This is a genomic window from Staphylococcus sp. FSL W8-1207 (assembly GCF_038003745.1).
GTDB classification, from domain to species: Bacteria; Bacillota; Bacilli; order Staphylococcales; family Staphylococcaceae; genus Staphylococcus; species Staphylococcus equorum.
On sequence record NZ_JBBOPU010000001.1, the window covers coordinates 887,504 to 903,401 of the forward strand.

Genomic DNA, 15,898 nt, shown 5'->3' on the forward strand with positions numbered 1-15,898 from the left:
ATATTTATGGCATGTCATATCCTCGGAAGTGAGGAAATTGATATGTCTTTTTATTATGTTCAAAAACCATTTGAAAAATATGGTAAAACGTTGATAAATCACGTGAATATAAGTGTTGAAATAGGAGAACACATAGCGCTCGTGGGTGATAATGGTGTTGGTAAAACAACCTTACTGAGTGAATTATACTTAAAGTATAGAGATAATGCATATCTTATGACGCAAGATATGACAGATTATTATAATGAAACTGGAATGGAATTTGTTTTATCTTTATTTCCAGAAATATTAAAATTAAAAAAAGAGATAACTTATAATTATGAAAAAATAGCTGATTATATAGCATATAATGGTTATGAAGTAGAACAAAAAATTATTACACAAGCGAATTTATTTAATTTAACCGAAACTGATTTAGACAAACAAATGGGTCTTTTAAGTGGAGGACAACAAACACGCGTCGCATTATTACGTTCGATTATTTCAGAGAAAGATTTGATTTTATTAGATGAACCAACTAATCATCTTGATCAAACTATGCTTAATGATTTGATAACTCACATGAATAAATCAAAATGTACAATAATCTATGTATCTCATCACCGTGGCTTTATCAATGCAACTGCTAGTCATATCATAGAGATAAATCGAACACAGACAAGGAAATTTACGGGTAATTATAACCAGTATAAAGAAATTATAGATTTAGAGTTTCAAACACAAGTGAATGCTTATGAAAAACAGCAGAAAGAAGTTAAGAAGCTTGAAGACACCATTAAAAGAGTTAAAGAATGGCATGCTGCTTCTAAGCAAACAACGAGTGTTCGCGATCCCTCTATGCAAAAACGATTGAGTAAATTAGCACAAAAATCAAAAGTAAAAGAATCACAATTAAATCAAAAATTAAACGAAAAAAATATCGAAGAACCCGAAAAAGATAATAGAAAGTTTCGTTTCGAACATCATGAAAAAAAGCGTAAACGTTATTTATTGAGGTTAGAAGATTTCAGTATTTCAATAAATGATCTTTGTATTTATAATCAAGCGAATTTCGAAATTAAGAATAATGAAAACATTTTACTTACTGGACCTAATGGCAGTGGAAAATCACTATTAATCAACTTGATTAGACAAAAAATAAAACCTGATCAAGGCTTTATCCATATTACACCTTCACTTAAAATAGGTTATTTCGATCAACAAAATAATAATTTAACGTATCGTGAGACACCTTTAAATACTTTGTTAGTTTTAGAAGGTATGACACGTAGCCAGGCCCAAACGATTTTAGCTGCATTTGGTTTCGACCAAGATAAAATTATTGAACCCGTTGCTTATTTGTCAATGGGAGAGAAAAGTAGGTTGCAGTTTGTATTATTATTTTTCTCAAATCCTAATTTATTGATATTAGACGAACCAACAAACTATTTTGATATCACAACACAAGACTTGATTATGGACATGATTCATAGTTTTAGTGGTCAAGTGCTCATTGTCACACATGACCAGTACTTACAATCACGATTCACAGCGACGCATTGGGAAGTATCCAATAAGCAACTTCATAATTTGACGCTCAATCAATATCGTAAGACAAATACCGTTGATACTTTGAAATTATTAGATGATTACAAAACAATTGATGAAAGTGGACATTTTGAAACAGAGAACTAGAAAATTTGATTAGATGGTGCTATCATTGGAACATTGATAAAATTGTTAGGAGTGTCAAACATGGAAGTATATGCAGATTATGCTGCAACAACACCAGTCAAACAAGCAGTTATAGATAAGATGATGGATGTTTATAGCGTTCATTATGGTAATCCGTCTTCTATTCATAGTATGGGAAGAGACGCAAGAAAATATCTCGATGAATCGCGCAGAACGGTAGCGAAGATATTTAATGCTAAGCCAAGTGAAGTTATATTCACCAGTGGCGCTACTGAATCTAATAATACTGCAATAAAGGGTATTGCGTACGAACGTCAACATAAAGGTAAACACATCATTACATCTAAAATTGAACATCACTCTGTACTCCATGTTTTTGAACAACTCGAAAAAGAAGGCTTTGAAGTAACATATTTAGATGTGGATCACGAAGGCTTAATACAACTTGACCAATTAAAAGCAGCACTCACGGACGAAACAATTTTAGTGTCAATCATGTTTGTTAATAACGAAATAGGTACAGTCGAACCTATGTATGATATTGACGATATCATTGCTGAATCTAACGCTTTGTTTCACGTTGATGCAGTTCAAGCGATAGGGCACTTGGAAATAGATTTTCATGAATTTAACATTGATGCGATGAGTATCACCGCACATAAATTTGGAGGTCCCAAAGGTGTGGGGACTTTATTAGTCAAAGATGATACAAAATTACAATTTCCACAATTAGGTGGGGAACAAGAAGCAAAACGAAGAGCAGGCACAGAAAATCTCCCACAAATTGTAGGGTTAGCTGAAGCTTTAACTTTAGCGAATAATCATATAAACGATAATAATGTTCATTTAATGAATTTGAAAAACCAATTTCTCGTTACATTACAAGAGCGCTCAGTTCCATTTGAATTGAATGGTTCTATGACAGATTCAACAGGGCATATCGTTAATTTATATTTGCCTTTCGTTGATGTAGAAACGATGCTTACCTTATTGGATTTATCTAATATATATGTCTCGTCAGGTTCTGCATGTACAGCAGGAACAACGACACCATCGCACGTTTTAGTAGCAATGTATGGCAATGAAGAACGTGCAAAACACTCTGTAAGATTTAGTTTCAATGAACAAACGACTGAACAAGAAATTAAATATATAACTGCAGAAATACACAAAATTTATCATAAATTTAAGGAGGAAATATAGTTGTCAAATCAAGATACACGTGTGGTAGTCGGTATGTCAGGTGGCGTAGACAGTTCTGTAACGGCACACATATTAAAAGAACAAGGTTACGATGTCATAGGTATATTCATGAAAAATTGGGATGATACTGACGAGAATGGGGTATGTACGGCTACAGAAGATTATAATGATGTAATTGCCGTCTGCAATCAAATCGGTATACCTTATTACGCAGTTAATTTCGAAAAAGAATATTGGGATAAAGTATTTACTTATTTCTTAGATGAATATAAAAAAGGACGCACGCCTAATCCAGATGTAATGTGTAATAAAGAAATTAAATTTAAAGCTTTCTTAGAGCATGCATTAAAACTAGGTGCAGATTATGTTGCAACTGGTCATTACGCACGCGTAAGACGTCATGAAGATGGTCATGTCGAAATGTTACGTGGTGTCGATAATAATAAAGACCAAACTTATTTCTTAAATCAATTATCACAAGATCAATTATCTCGCGTTATGTTCCCAATAGGGGATATTGAAAAATCAGAAGTACGTCGCATTGCTGAAGAACAAGATTTAGCAACTGCTAAAAAGAAAGATTCTACAGGTATTTGTTTTATAGGAGAACGTAATTTCAAAGAATTTCTATCTCAATATCTACCAGCTCAATCTGGCGATATGGTTACATTAACAGGAGATAAAATCGGTACACATGCAGGTTTAATGTATTATACAATTGGTCAACGTCATGGCCTTGGTATTGGCGGAGATGGAGATCCATGGTTTGTAGTTGGTAAAAATCTAGATGACAACGTATTATATGTAGAACAAGGTTTTCATCATGATGCATTATACAGTGACTATTTAATCGCTTCTGATATTTCATTTGTGAATACAGTTGATTTAGAAGAAGGCTTTGAATGTTCTGCTAAATTTAGATATCGTCAAAAAGATACTAAAGTATTTGTAAAAAAAGAAAATGACAATGCAATTCGCGTTTCATTTGCTGAACCAGTTCGAGCAATCACACCGGGTCAATCTGTCGTCCTTTACGATGGTGATGTATGTTTGGGTGGCGCTACAATTGATGATGTCTTTAAAGAATCAGGTCAGTTAAGTTACGTCGTATAATACATTTTACTTAGAAATCGTTAGTAAGCTATATATTATAGTAACTAACGATTTCTTTTTCTGAAATATGATTTAAAAAAGATGAGCAAATGTTATAATGAATAGTCAGAAATGAGGGTTTAAATTGGATCAAGAACAAATATATAAATTAATTAAACAAGGTAATATTGAAGAAGCGTTAACAGCATTATTTGCAAATATTGAAGAAAATCCCAAAGAAGTTGAAAACTATATAAATGCAGGTATTTTAATAGCCGAAGCGGGTGAAGTTGAAAAGGCTGAAAAGTTTTTTCAAAAAGCAATAACGCTCGATCCAGAAAATGGTGCGATTTATTATAATTTAGGCAATGTATATTATAATGAAGGACGATTTAGTGAAGCAATCAAACTATATCAGCAAGCTCTAAAATACAATGTAGATTTAGTGGATACCAATTATATGATTGGTATGTCATTTAATCAACTAGAGGCATTTAAAGAAGCATTACCGTTCCTAATGACTGCCGCTGAAAAAGATGACCGTAAAGACGTAGAAGTTCAATTTCAATATGGTCTTGTATTATGTCATTTAGAAATGTTTGAACAAGCAATCACTCAATTGAACTATGTATTAACTTTAGATGAGAAGCATTCAGATGCTTTATATAATCTAGGCTTAGCTACTTATATGCAAACTGAAGATACAACACAAGCAATTCAAATTTTCGAACGTGCAGTTGAAGCAAATCCAGAACATGTGATGAGTCAACACGCAATCAAAACTTTTAAATCTATAGCAGAGGAGGAATAACTAATGGAAGACCCTACATTATTTAACAATTCAATGATTAAAGGAACCGTGGATGCTATTTTATTTCAAAATAAAGAAAATTTTTATACGGTTTTAAAGGTAGATACAATTGAAACAAATGAAGATTTCGATTCAATGCCTACAATTGTAGGGTTTTTCCCGGAAATTGCTGAAGGTGATGTCTACACGTTTAAAGGCCAAGTTGTAACACATTCTAAATATGGTAAGCAACTCAAAGCTGAAACGTTTGAAAAAGAGTTGCCGCAAACAAAAGAAGCAATCATTAGTTATTTATCCAGCGATCTTTTTAAAGGTATTGGTAAAAAAACTGCACAAAGTATTGTAAATAAGTTAGGCGAGAATGCCATTAGTGATATATTAAATGATCCTGCTGTTTTAGAAAAAGTACCGAGTCTACCAAAAAAGAAACAAAAGCAAATCGCAGAACAAATCGCTAGTAATCAAGAAACAGAACAAATCATTATACGACTTCACGACTTAGGTTTTGGTCCGAAGCTTGCTATGGCAATATACCAAGCCTATTTAGGTGAGACACTTAAAGTTGTTGAAAATACACCATACCAATTGGTTTATGATGTAAAAGGAATCGGTTTTAATAAAGCAGATGCTTTAGCACGTAACGTGGGAATTCAATTTAATGATGATGAACGTCTGAAAGCTGGTTTGTTATATGTTTTAGAAGAAGAATGTATTAAACAAGGCCATACATATTTACCTACAAATAATGTTATGGAAATGACACAAGATATGTTGTCTCAACCACCAGCAGAAATGATTGATGCACAACAACTTATAAATGTATTGCAAGATTTAGTAAATGATACGAAATTAATCCAACAAGAAAATGAAGTTGCTATACCAAGTTTGTATTATTCAGAGTTGAAAAGTGTTCAAAACTTATATCGCAATTTTACGCATACAAATAAATTAAAAGAAATTGAGCAATCAGAATTATTGCTTGAAATTGGTGAAATAGAAAACCGTAATGAAGTAACATATGCCGACTCACAAAGAGACGCGCTACAAACTGCAATCAATACTAAAATCATGCTACTAACTGGTGGTCCAGGTACTGGTAAAACGACAGTAATCAAAGGTATCGTAGAGCTATATGCAGAGATTCATGGTTTATCGTTAGACTATGATGATTACCAAAATGACGATTACCCTGTTGTGCTTGCGGCACCTACCGGCAGAGCATCAAAGCGGCTTGCAGAATCTACAGGATTAGAAGCAATGACGATACATCGGCTCATTGGTTGGAATCAAGATACACAACCTGAAGATATTTTAGAAAATGAAATATCTGCAAAACTTATTATTATAGATGAGATGTCGATGGTTGATACATGGCTTTTTCATCAATTTTTGAGTGCAGTACCTATAGACGCACAAGTTATATTAGTAGGTGATGAAGATCAATTACCATCTGTTGGTCCTGGACAAGTGTTTAAAGATTTAATCGATTCAAAAGTTATCCCACGTGTCAATTTAACTGAAGTATACCGCCAACAAGACGGTTCTAGTATTATTGAGTTGGCACATAGAATGAAATTGGGCGAAGCAATTGATATTACACAGCGTTTCCATGATCGTAACTTTATCAAATGTACGACTGAACAAATACCCACAGTAGTTGAAAAAGTAGTGACAAGTGCAGTAAATAAAGGATATGACATGAGTGATATTCAGGTATTAGCACCTATGTATAAAGGTTCCGCAGGTATTAAAAAACTAAATACGGTCTTGCAAGATATATTGAACCCTAAAGACAAAGATACTCGAGAAATTGAGTTTGGTGATGTTGTTTTTAGAAAAGGAGATAAGGTTTTACAACTTGTGAACCGACCAAGTGATAATATTTTTAATGGTGATATCGGTGTAATCGTAGGTATATTTTGGGCGAAAGAAAATGCATTAAATAAAGACATACTTGTCGTTGATTTTGAGGGCAATGAAATAACGTTTGTTCGAAAAGATTTATTAGAATTAACACATGCATATTGCACATCTATTCATAAGTCTCAGGGTTCTGAGTTTCCTATAGTCATCATGCCAATGGTCAAGCAATATTTTAGAATGTTACAAAAACCTATTTTATATACAGGGCTTACTCGAGCGAAACAGTCGCTTATATTTTTAGGTGACCCACAAGCATTTGATATTGGATTGAAAACACACGGTCAAGTGAGAATGACACAATTATGTACATTTCTGAAAACTTATTTCAATAACGAAGTAACTGAAGATGCTGAAGATAGTATTGCAATCAGTAAAACAATTGATGCAGATATCATTTTGACTGAAGATAATATCTTTAAAATTAACCCTATGATCAACATGGGAGACATTTCACCATATGACTTTGTAGAAGATTGACATTAGTAACGAAAGTAAATACAATATAATTAACTTAGCATAAAGGTGAGTAGACTGTGTTAGACAACAAGAGATGTACTGGTTGGTGGAAAGTACAGATAATACAGTTGAACGCTGCTTTATGTCAGTATAAATAATAACTAATTAAGTGATAAGTGTGAGTTAGTAAATTTTAAGAATAACTATCGTCTGATATGTAAATCTTTAAAATTTAGATAGAAATAGATTTACTAATGCTTATAACCAGGGTGGTACCGCGAAACGTTCGTCCCTTTTATGAGGATGGGCGTTTTTTATTTTCAATTTTTTCTTATAACTGTTATAACTTGATTTGAGATGGAGGAATTTTAAGGATGAAAAACTTAAAAGCTAGTGAAATTAGACAAAGTTTTATTGATTATTTCGTTGAACAGGGACACATGGTTGAACCTTCAGCGCCGTTAGTGCCTATTGATGATGATTCTTTACTATGGATTAACTCTGGTGTTGCGACATTGAAAAAATATTTTGATGGTAGAGAAACACCGAGAAAACCTCGTATCGTGAATTCACAAAAAGCGATTCGTACCAATGACATTGAAAACGTAGGCTTTACTGCACGACACCATACGTTCTTTGAAATGTTAGGAAACTTCTCAATTGGCGATTATTTTAAAAAAGAAGCAATCCAATTTGCATGGGAATTTTTAACAAGTGAGAAATGGATGGCAATGGATCCGAAATTACTTTATGTCACAGTTCATCCTGAAGATGTGGAAGCATATAGAATCTGGAATGAAGAAATGGGATTAGAAGAAAGTAGAATTATCCGAATTGAAGGTAATTTCTGGGATATAGGTGAAGGTCCTTCTGGTCCCAACACTGAAATATTCTATGATCGTGGCGATCAATTTGGTCATGATGATCCTGAAGAAGAAATGTATCCAGGTGGAGAAAATGAACGCTTTTTAGAAGTGTGGAATCTAGTGTTTAGCGAGTTTAATCATAATAAAGATCACACTTATACACCATTACCAAACCAAAATATTGATACTGGCATGGGTCTAGAAAGAATGGCTTCTATCGCCCAAAATGTACGTACAAATTATGAAACTGACTTATTTATGCCTATTATTCATGAAGTTGAAGCAGTTTCTGGCAAAAAATACTTAGAAAAAGATACGTATGATGTTGCCTTTAAAGTGATTTCTGATCATATACGTACAATTGCGTTTGCCATTGCTGACGGTGCTTTACCTGCTAATGAAGGCAGAGGTTATGTATTGCGTAGATTGTTACGACGTGCTGTAAGATTCAGTCAATCTCTAGAAATTAATGAACCATTTATGTATCAGTTGGTTGATATCGTTGCGGATATTATGGAACCTTATTATCCAAACGTAAAAGAAAAATCAGATTTTATTAAACGTGTTATTAAATCAGAGGAAGAACGTTTCCACGAAACTTTAGAAGAAGGGCTTGCAATATTAAATAATTTAGTTGCAAAAGCTAAAGATTCAACTCAGGAAATCAATGGTAAAGATGCGTTTAAATTATATGATACTTATGGTTTCCCAGTTGAATTAACTGAAGAAATCGCAACACAAGAAAACCTTTCTGTTGATATGCAGACTTTTGAAATTGAAATGGAACAACAAAGGAATAGAGCAAGACAAGCACGTCAAAGTTCTCAATCTATGCAGATTCAAAGTGAAGTATTGAAAAAAATAACTACTGAAAGTAAGTTTGTGGGTTACGACATCATGGATAAAGCAACAACGATTACTGATATTATCTATAACGGAGAATTAGTAGATACAGTTGAAGCTGGAGAAACAATTCATTTTGTATTAAGTGAAACACCTTTCTACGCTGTAAGTGGTGGACAAGTTGCAGACCAAGGCATAATCAGTAACGAACAATTTGAAATTGTCGTGACTGAAGTAACGAAAGCACCGAATGGACAGAACTTACATACAGGTGAAGTTCAGTTTGGAACAGTTAGAAAAGATGCTGAAGTTTCTGCAAGCGTGAATCACGAAGACCGCCGTGCAATCAAGAAAAACCATAGTGCCACACACTTATTACATGCTGCTTTAAAAGAAGTGTTAGGTGATCATGTGAATCAAGCTGGTTCATTGGTTGAAGCAGACCGTTTAAGATTTGATTTCTCACATTTCGGACCTATGAGCCAGGCAGAGATTGATCGTGTTGAACAACGTGTTAACGAAGAGATTTGGAATAGCATCGATGTTAATATCCAAGAAATGCCAATAGATGAGGCTAAGCAAATAGGTGCTATGGCACTATTTGGTGAAAAATATGGTGATGTAGTAAGAGTTGTAAATATGGCACCATATTCTATTGAGTTATGTGGTGGCATCCATGTGAATAATACTTCTGAAATTGGATTGTTTAAAATTGTTAGTGAATCAGGTACAGGTGCAGGCGTGCGTCGTATCGAAGCATTTACAAGTAAATCAGCATTTCTATATTTAGAATCTGTACAAGAGAAATTTAATGCTGTTAAGACTCAAGTTAAAGTTAAAACAGATGAGCAAGTATTAGAAAAAATAGTGCAAATGCAATCTGATGAAAAAGAACTTACAAAACAATTAGAGCAAAAAAACAAGGAAGTTACAGCCTTAAAAATGGGTGATATCACTGACCAAGTTGAAGATATAAATGGCTTGAAAGTTTTAGCGACAGAAGTTGAAGTTGCAAATGCCAAAGCAATTCGTGAAACGATGGATGACTTTAAATCGAAATTACAAGATACAGTAATCGTATTAGTAAGTAACGTAGATGGAAAAGTATCATTAGTTGCCACTGTACCAAAAGAATTAACTGCTAAAGTGAAAGCAGGAGATATTATTAAAAACATGGCACCTATTGTAGGTGGAAAAGGCGGAGGCCGTCCTGACATGGCTCAGGGTGGAGGTACTCAACCTGAAAACATCACAGAATCATTACGTTTCATTAAAGATTACATTAAATCTCTATAACTTCAATGCATAGTAATGTAGAATGTAAATAAGAACTTTTTTTACTTGATACGAAGGAGTGCTAAAAGAATGGAAAATTTTGATAAAACAATGAAGTTTAATTACGATGAAATTCCAAAAGAAGATGTCAAAACAGTATTGAAAAATGTCTATAATACGTTGGAAGAAAGAGGATATAACCCTGTAAATCAAATCGTAGGTTATTTACTATCAGGTGATCCAGCTTATATACCTCGTAATAACGAGGCTAGAAACCAAATACGCCGCATAGATCGTGACGATATTATGGAAGAACTTGTTTCGAATTATTTACAAGAGAATTCAAAATAATATATGTTAAAGCATAAGATATTAGGTTTAGACGTTGGAAGTAAGACTGTAGGCATTGCAGTAAGTGATTTAATGGGTTGGACAGCCCAAGGATTAGACACACTCCGTATAGACGAAGAAAACAATGAACTAGGTATTGAACAATTAGTAAAAATTATAAAAAAAGAGAATGTTGGCTCTGTTGTTATAGGTTTACCTAAAAATATGAACAATTCTATTGGATTTCGAGGCGAGGCTTCGTTACAATACAAGGAGCAACTTCAAGAAGCACTGCCATCTGTAGAGATAATTATGTGGGATGAACGATTAAGTACCATGGCTGCAGAACGTTCTTTACTGGAAGCAGATGTTTCTAGACAGAAACGAAAAAAAGTAATAGACAAAATGGCAGCAGTTTTTATATTGCAAGGCTATTTAGACTCTATTCAATAAAAAGGAGCGTTTAATAATGACAGAACAGAATAAAGATGCAGAATTAGAAATTAACAACGAAGAGGAATTATTAACACTATATGATGAAGAAGGTAATGAAGTTTTATACCGTAAAGTCCTAGAATTTTTCCACCCAGAATTCAAAAAAGAATATGTCATTCTTGCTGAAGAAGGCGCTGAATCTGATGATGAAGATTTAATTGAATTAGTACCAATGATCAACGAACCAGACGAAAATGGTGAAGGTGGTAAATTCTTACCTGTTGAAACAGATGAGGAGTGGGATATGATTGAAGAAGTAGTTAATACTGAAATGGACGATCATGACCACGATCACGACCACGAATAAAATAACTATAAAAGCCACATATAGTCTCGTATAGGACTAATAAATAACTAAAGGATGATTTCATTAGAAATCATCCTTTCTTGCTGTCAACAAACGTGTGAAGTTTTGTTGACAGTTTTTTTATCGTTGGCATAAGTCCCCGTCCAGTTCATATTCTAAACAGAGACTTCCGTTTTGGTAAACACAACATAAAGCTCACCACAGCTTCAAAGCACAATTTACACTTATATTTTATGCTAGTTTATGGTAAAATATATAAAGTTAATTTCAATCGTACGTTATGTATATTTATGATATATCTCTGTATCAATACTTGAACGTGTACCCTTATAAAAAGCGAGTAACCAATTACTTTTATTAAAGACAATCAGTCAATTTATTCTGACTGATTTATTTTATTATTTAAATCGAAAGTATCATTTTACAACAAAGGAAGTTATGAAAATGGATAATAATCAATTATATTTGTTAAATTTGCATAAGCAAACTGATAAAGATATTGAATCATTAAGAACCTATGCAGAGGAAAATCAAGTGCCCATCGTTGATAAGCTCACTTTAGAAATGATAAAACAAATTATTAGATTACATAAACCTATTAATATTTTAGAAATTGGAACTGCAATTGGTTATAGCGCTATGCAATTTGCCTCTATTTCTGAAAAAATTAATGTGACTACAATTGAACGTAATGTAGAAATGCAAGATAAAGCGAAAGAAAATATTGAGTTATTTCAATATTATAACCAAATTAGATTAATTGAAGGCGATGCATTGGAGCAAGTTGAAAATGTGGATGATCGCAGCTATGATATGATATTTATTGATGCAGCGAAGGCACAATCCAAAAAGTTTTTTGAACTTTATACGCCTTTATTAAAAGTAGGGGGCATCGTAGTTACTGACAACGTACTTTATCACGGTTTTGTATCTGATATTTCTGTCGTTCGTAATAGAAATGTCCGACAAATGGTAAAGAAAGTACAAGATTACAATGAATGGCTAATGAACCACACGGATTATACTACTAATTTTTTAAACATGGATGATGGTTTGGCAATTTCAATTAAAGGGGAATCAAAATGACAGAATTATTAGTAACACCAAAATCTGTTGCACATATTGAAACATTAATTGGAAAAGGTGCTGATGCTTTTGTAATTGGCGAACAAAAATTCGGCTTAAGGCTTGCAGGTGAATTTAATAAAGATGACATGATAAAAGCTGTGAATTTAATACATAGTCAAGGTAAAAAAGCTTATGCTGCTGTTAATGGCATTTTTCATAATTATCATCTGAACGCATTAGCGTCTTATATTAATTTTTTGCATGAAATTAAAGTAGACCGAATTATATTTGGTGACCCGGCAGTGGTTATGTTTGTAAAAGAACAAGCACATCCAATCCCATTAAATTGGGATGCTGAAGCACTTGTTACCAATTATTTTCAATGTAATTATTGGGGAAAAAAAGGTGCTCAACGTGCTCAATTAGCTAGAGAGCTTAGTTTAGAAGAGATTATTAATATTAAGGAAAATGCTGATGTTGAGATTGAAGTTCAAGTGCATGGAATGACTTGCATGTTCCAATCTAAACGTATGCTATTAGGCAATTATTATACATTTCAAGAACGACAAATGAAAATTGAAAGAAATAAACAAGCAAATGAATTATTATTATACGATGAAGAACGTGATAATAAATATCCGGTGTATGAGGATTATAATGGTACACATATCATGTCACCTAATGATATATGTCTCATTGAAGAGTTAGAGCCACTTTTAGCAGCAGGTATAGATGCATTGAAAATAGATGGTGTATTACAATCAGAAACCTATATTAATGTATGTACAGAACAATATAGAGAAGCCATTGATTTATATAACGAAGATCCTGAAGTTTATGAAGATGAAAAATTTATGCTTGTCGACCCAATTGAAGCTATACAACCAGAACATCGTCCGTTTGACGAAGGCTTTTTATTTAAACAAACAGTATATTGATGGAGGTTTAACAGTGAAAGTTTTAGAAGAAGTTAAATTACATAATAAACCTAAAATGAATAAACCTGAACTTCTGGCTCCGGCTGGTAATTTAGAAAAATTAAAAATTGCAGTACACTATGGAGCAGATGCTGTGTTCCTCGGTGGACAAGAATACGGTTTAAGATCAAATGCAGATAATTTTACAATGGATGAAATTAAAGAAGGCGTTGAATTTGCACAACGCTATGGTGCTAAAATTTATGTTACTACCAATATCATTGCGCATGATGAAAATATAAATGGATTAGATGATTATTTGCGTAATTTAGCCTTAACTGGTGCAACAGGCATTATCGTTGCTGACCCTCTTATTATTGAAACATGTAAACGTGTGGCACCTAAATTAGAGATACATTTATCTACACAGCAATCTCTTTCAAATTATAAAGCCGTTGAATTTTGGAAAGAAGAAGGCTTAGATCGAGTGGTATTAGCTCGTGAAACTGGAGCAATGGAAATGAAAGAGATGAAGGAAAAAGTAAATATTGAAATCGAATCTTTTATACATGGTGCGATGTGTATTGCTTATTCAGGAAGATGTACTTTAAGCAATCATATGACAGCGCGTGATTCCAATAGGGGTGGTTGTTGTCAAAGTTGTCGTTGGGATTATGACTTGTTACAAGTAGATCAACACGGCGAGTTAGATTTGTTCTATGACGATGATGAAGTTGCGCCATTTGCAATGAGTCCTAAAGATTTAAAACTAATCGAAGCTATACCAAAAATGATGGATATTGACGTTGATTCTTTAAAAATTGAAGGACGTATGAAATCTATTCATTATATTGCAACAGTTGTTTCTGTGTATCGCAAAGTCATCGATGCTTATGCGGAGGATCCAGAACATTTTAAAATCAAGCCAGAATGGTTAATCGAATTAGATAAATGTGCCAATAGAGATACGGCCTCAGCGTTTATTGAAGGCACGCCAGGCTATGAAGAACAAATGTTTGGGCAACAAAATAAAAAGAATGCATCATTTGACTTTTGTGGTTTAGTATTAGACTATGATAGTTCTACCCATATAGCCACAGTGCAACAACGTAATAAATTTGAACCTGGACAAGAAATCGAATTTTTTGGCCCTGAAATTGAAACATTTAGACAAGTTGTGGATACAATTTATGATGAAGAAGGTAATGAACTTGATGCTGCACGCCACCCATTGCAAATCGTGCAAATCAAAGTCGATCATCCAATTTATACCAACAACATGATGAGAAAGGAAATTGGATAATGAATAGTACGACAATTATAGGAATTGCAGGCGGCTCCGGATCGGGGAAAACATCAGTAACAAATGAAATTATGAAGAATTTAGAAGGTCATAGTGTTGCACTATTGGCTCAAGACTATTATTATAAAGACCAATCGCATTTAACTTTTGATGAACGCTTGGAAACCAATTATGACCATCCGTTTGCATTTGATAATGATTTGTTAATCGAGAATTTAAATGATTTGAGAAATGGGAAACAAATTGAAGTTCCAACGTATGATTATTCAAATCATACGAGAAGTGATAAAACGATTGCATTTAAGCCAAAAGATGTTATTATCGTGGAAGGTATATTTGCGCTTGAAAACAAAACATTAAGAGATTTAATGGATGTCAAAATTTATGTTGATACTGATGCTGATTTGCGTATCTTAAGGCGGTTACTTCGAGATACTGAAGAAAGAGGCCGTACTATGGATTCTGTTATAAATCAGTATTTAAATGTGGTGCGACCAATGCATAATCAATTTATAGAGCCAACTAAAAGATATGCAGATATTATTATTCCAGAAGGTGGCAGTAATAAAGTAGCAATCGATATAATGACGACAAAGATTCAAACTTTAGTAAGTAAACAATAGTATGTATATGTAAAGGAAGATGACATAATGGAAAATCAAAAGCAATATCCAATGACTCAAGAGGGTTTTGAGAAGCTAGAACATGAGTTAGAAGAATTAAAAACAGTTAAACGACCAGAAGTCGTTGAAAAAATTAAAGTAGCACGTTCTTTTGGTGACTTATCTGAGAACTCAGAGTACGATGCTGCAAAAGACGAACAAGGATTTATCGAACAAGATATTCAACGTGTAGAACATATGTTACGTAATGCACAGATTATCGAAGATACTGGTGATAACAATGAAGTTAAAATTGGTAAAACAGTAACAATTGTTGAATTACCAGGCGAAGAAGAAGAAGAATACCAAATTGTTGGTTCGGCTGAATCTGATGCATTCAATGGTAAAATTTCTAATGAATCACCAATGGCTAAAAGTTTAATTGGTAAAAAATTAGAAGAAGAAGTACGTGTACCGTTACCTAATGGTGGCGAAATAAACGTTATTATTAAAAATATTAAATAAAAAAATCCCCTTAAACATATATATGTTTAAGGGGATTTTACACTATATAAAAGTAATTATATACTTGATGGTAACATTTTGTTAACTTAATGATAAGAATCAAGTTTTAGAATAATATTGCTATTTTATTTACTAATATACTTTGTTTAATAAACGTTTACTTATTATTAGTAATAACTTTTTGTATTAAACACAATTTTAAAATAAA

14 protein-coding genes are annotated in these 15,898 nt (G+C 33.2%); all 14 read left to right on the forward strand.

The window, feature by feature from the left end; genetic code table 11:
• Window positions 1–42: 42 nt before the first annotated feature.
• Window positions 43–1,674: a Sal family ABC-F type ribosomal protection protein gene (gene sal, locus NSR03_RS04485; protein ID WP_081329720.1), complete on the forward strand. Its 1,632-nt coding sequence runs from the start codon at window positions 43–45 to the stop codon at window positions 1,672–1,674.
• A gap of 60 nt (window positions 1,675–1,734) precedes the next feature.
• Entirely contained in the window at window positions 1,735–2,877 is a 1,143-nt protein-coding gene (locus NSR03_RS04490; protein ID WP_021339127.1) for a cysteine desulfurase family protein, read from the forward strand.
• The gene (mnmA, locus tag NSR03_RS04495) at window positions 2,878–3,990 is read left to right on the forward strand and encodes a tRNA 2-thiouridine(34) synthase MnmA (protein ID WP_021339128.1); all 1,113 of its coding nucleotides are present in this window, start codon (window positions 2,878–2,880) and stop codon (window positions 3,988–3,990) included.
• A 124-nt stretch (window positions 3,991–4,114) separates the two neighbouring features.
• Window positions 4,115–4,780 carry a tetratricopeptide repeat protein gene (locus NSR03_RS04500; RefSeq protein ID WP_002507435.1) on the forward strand — a complete coding sequence of 222 codons (666 nt, stop codon included), beginning with the start codon at window positions 4,115–4,117 and terminating at the stop codon, window positions 4,778–4,780.
• Window positions 4,781–4,783: 3 nt separating this feature from the next.
• Entirely contained in the window at window positions 4,784–7,180 is a 2,397-nt protein-coding gene (gene recD2, locus NSR03_RS04505) for an SF1B family DNA helicase RecD2 (protein WP_021339130.1), read from the forward strand.
• 353 nt (window positions 7,181–7,533) lie between these two features.
• On the forward strand, window positions 7,534–10,164 hold the full coding sequence (gene alaS, locus NSR03_RS04510) for an alanine--tRNA ligase (RefSeq protein ID WP_021339131.1): 2,631 nt from the start codon (window positions 7,534–7,536) through the stop codon (window positions 10,162–10,164).
• Between the two features lie 69 nt (window positions 10,165–10,233).
• Window positions 10,234–10,494, forward strand: a complete 261-nt coding sequence (locus tag NSR03_RS04515; RefSeq protein WP_002507438.1) for an IreB family regulatory phosphoprotein — start codon at window positions 10,234–10,236, stop codon at window positions 10,492–10,494.
• A 3-nt stretch (window positions 10,495–10,497) separates the two neighbouring features.
• Window positions 10,498–10,926, forward strand: a complete 429-nt coding sequence (gene ruvX / locus NSR03_RS04520) for a Holliday junction resolvase RuvX (RefSeq protein WP_002507439.1) — start codon at window positions 10,498–10,500, stop codon at window positions 10,924–10,926.
• Between the two features lie 16 nt (window positions 10,927–10,942).
• Window positions 10,943–11,275: a DUF1292 domain-containing protein gene (locus NSR03_RS04525; RefSeq protein ID WP_002507440.1), complete on the forward strand. Its 333-nt coding sequence runs from the start codon at window positions 10,943–10,945 to the stop codon at window positions 11,273–11,275.
• A gap of 444 nt (window positions 11,276–11,719) precedes the next feature.
• Window positions 11,720–12,361, forward strand: a complete 642-nt coding sequence (locus NSR03_RS04530; protein ID WP_021339132.1) for an O-methyltransferase — start codon at window positions 11,720–11,722, stop codon at window positions 12,359–12,361.
• Complete coding sequence (locus tag NSR03_RS04535; protein ID WP_021339133.1) at window positions 12,358–13,281, forward strand: peptidase U32 family protein; 924 nt, start codon at window positions 12,358–12,360, stop codon at window positions 13,279–13,281. Before NSR03_RS04530 ends, NSR03_RS04535 begins: the two co-directional genes overlap by 4 nt.
• Window positions 13,282–13,294: 13 nt before the next feature.
• Entirely contained in the window at window positions 13,295–14,563 is a 1,269-nt protein-coding gene (locus tag NSR03_RS04540; protein ID WP_021339134.1) for a peptidase U32 family protein, read from the forward strand.
• Window positions 14,563–15,186: a uridine kinase gene (gene udk / locus NSR03_RS04545; protein WP_002507444.1), complete on the forward strand. Its 624-nt coding sequence runs from the start codon at window positions 14,563–14,565 to the stop codon at window positions 15,184–15,186. Before NSR03_RS04540 ends, udk begins: the two co-directional genes overlap by 1 nt.
• A 27-nt stretch (window positions 15,187–15,213) precedes the next feature.
• Window positions 15,214–15,690 carry a transcription elongation factor GreA gene (gene greA / locus NSR03_RS04550; protein ID WP_002512467.1) on the forward strand — a complete coding sequence of 159 codons (477 nt, stop codon included), beginning with the start codon at window positions 15,214–15,216 and terminating at the stop codon, window positions 15,688–15,690.
• Window positions 15,691–15,898: the final 208 nt, after the last annotated feature.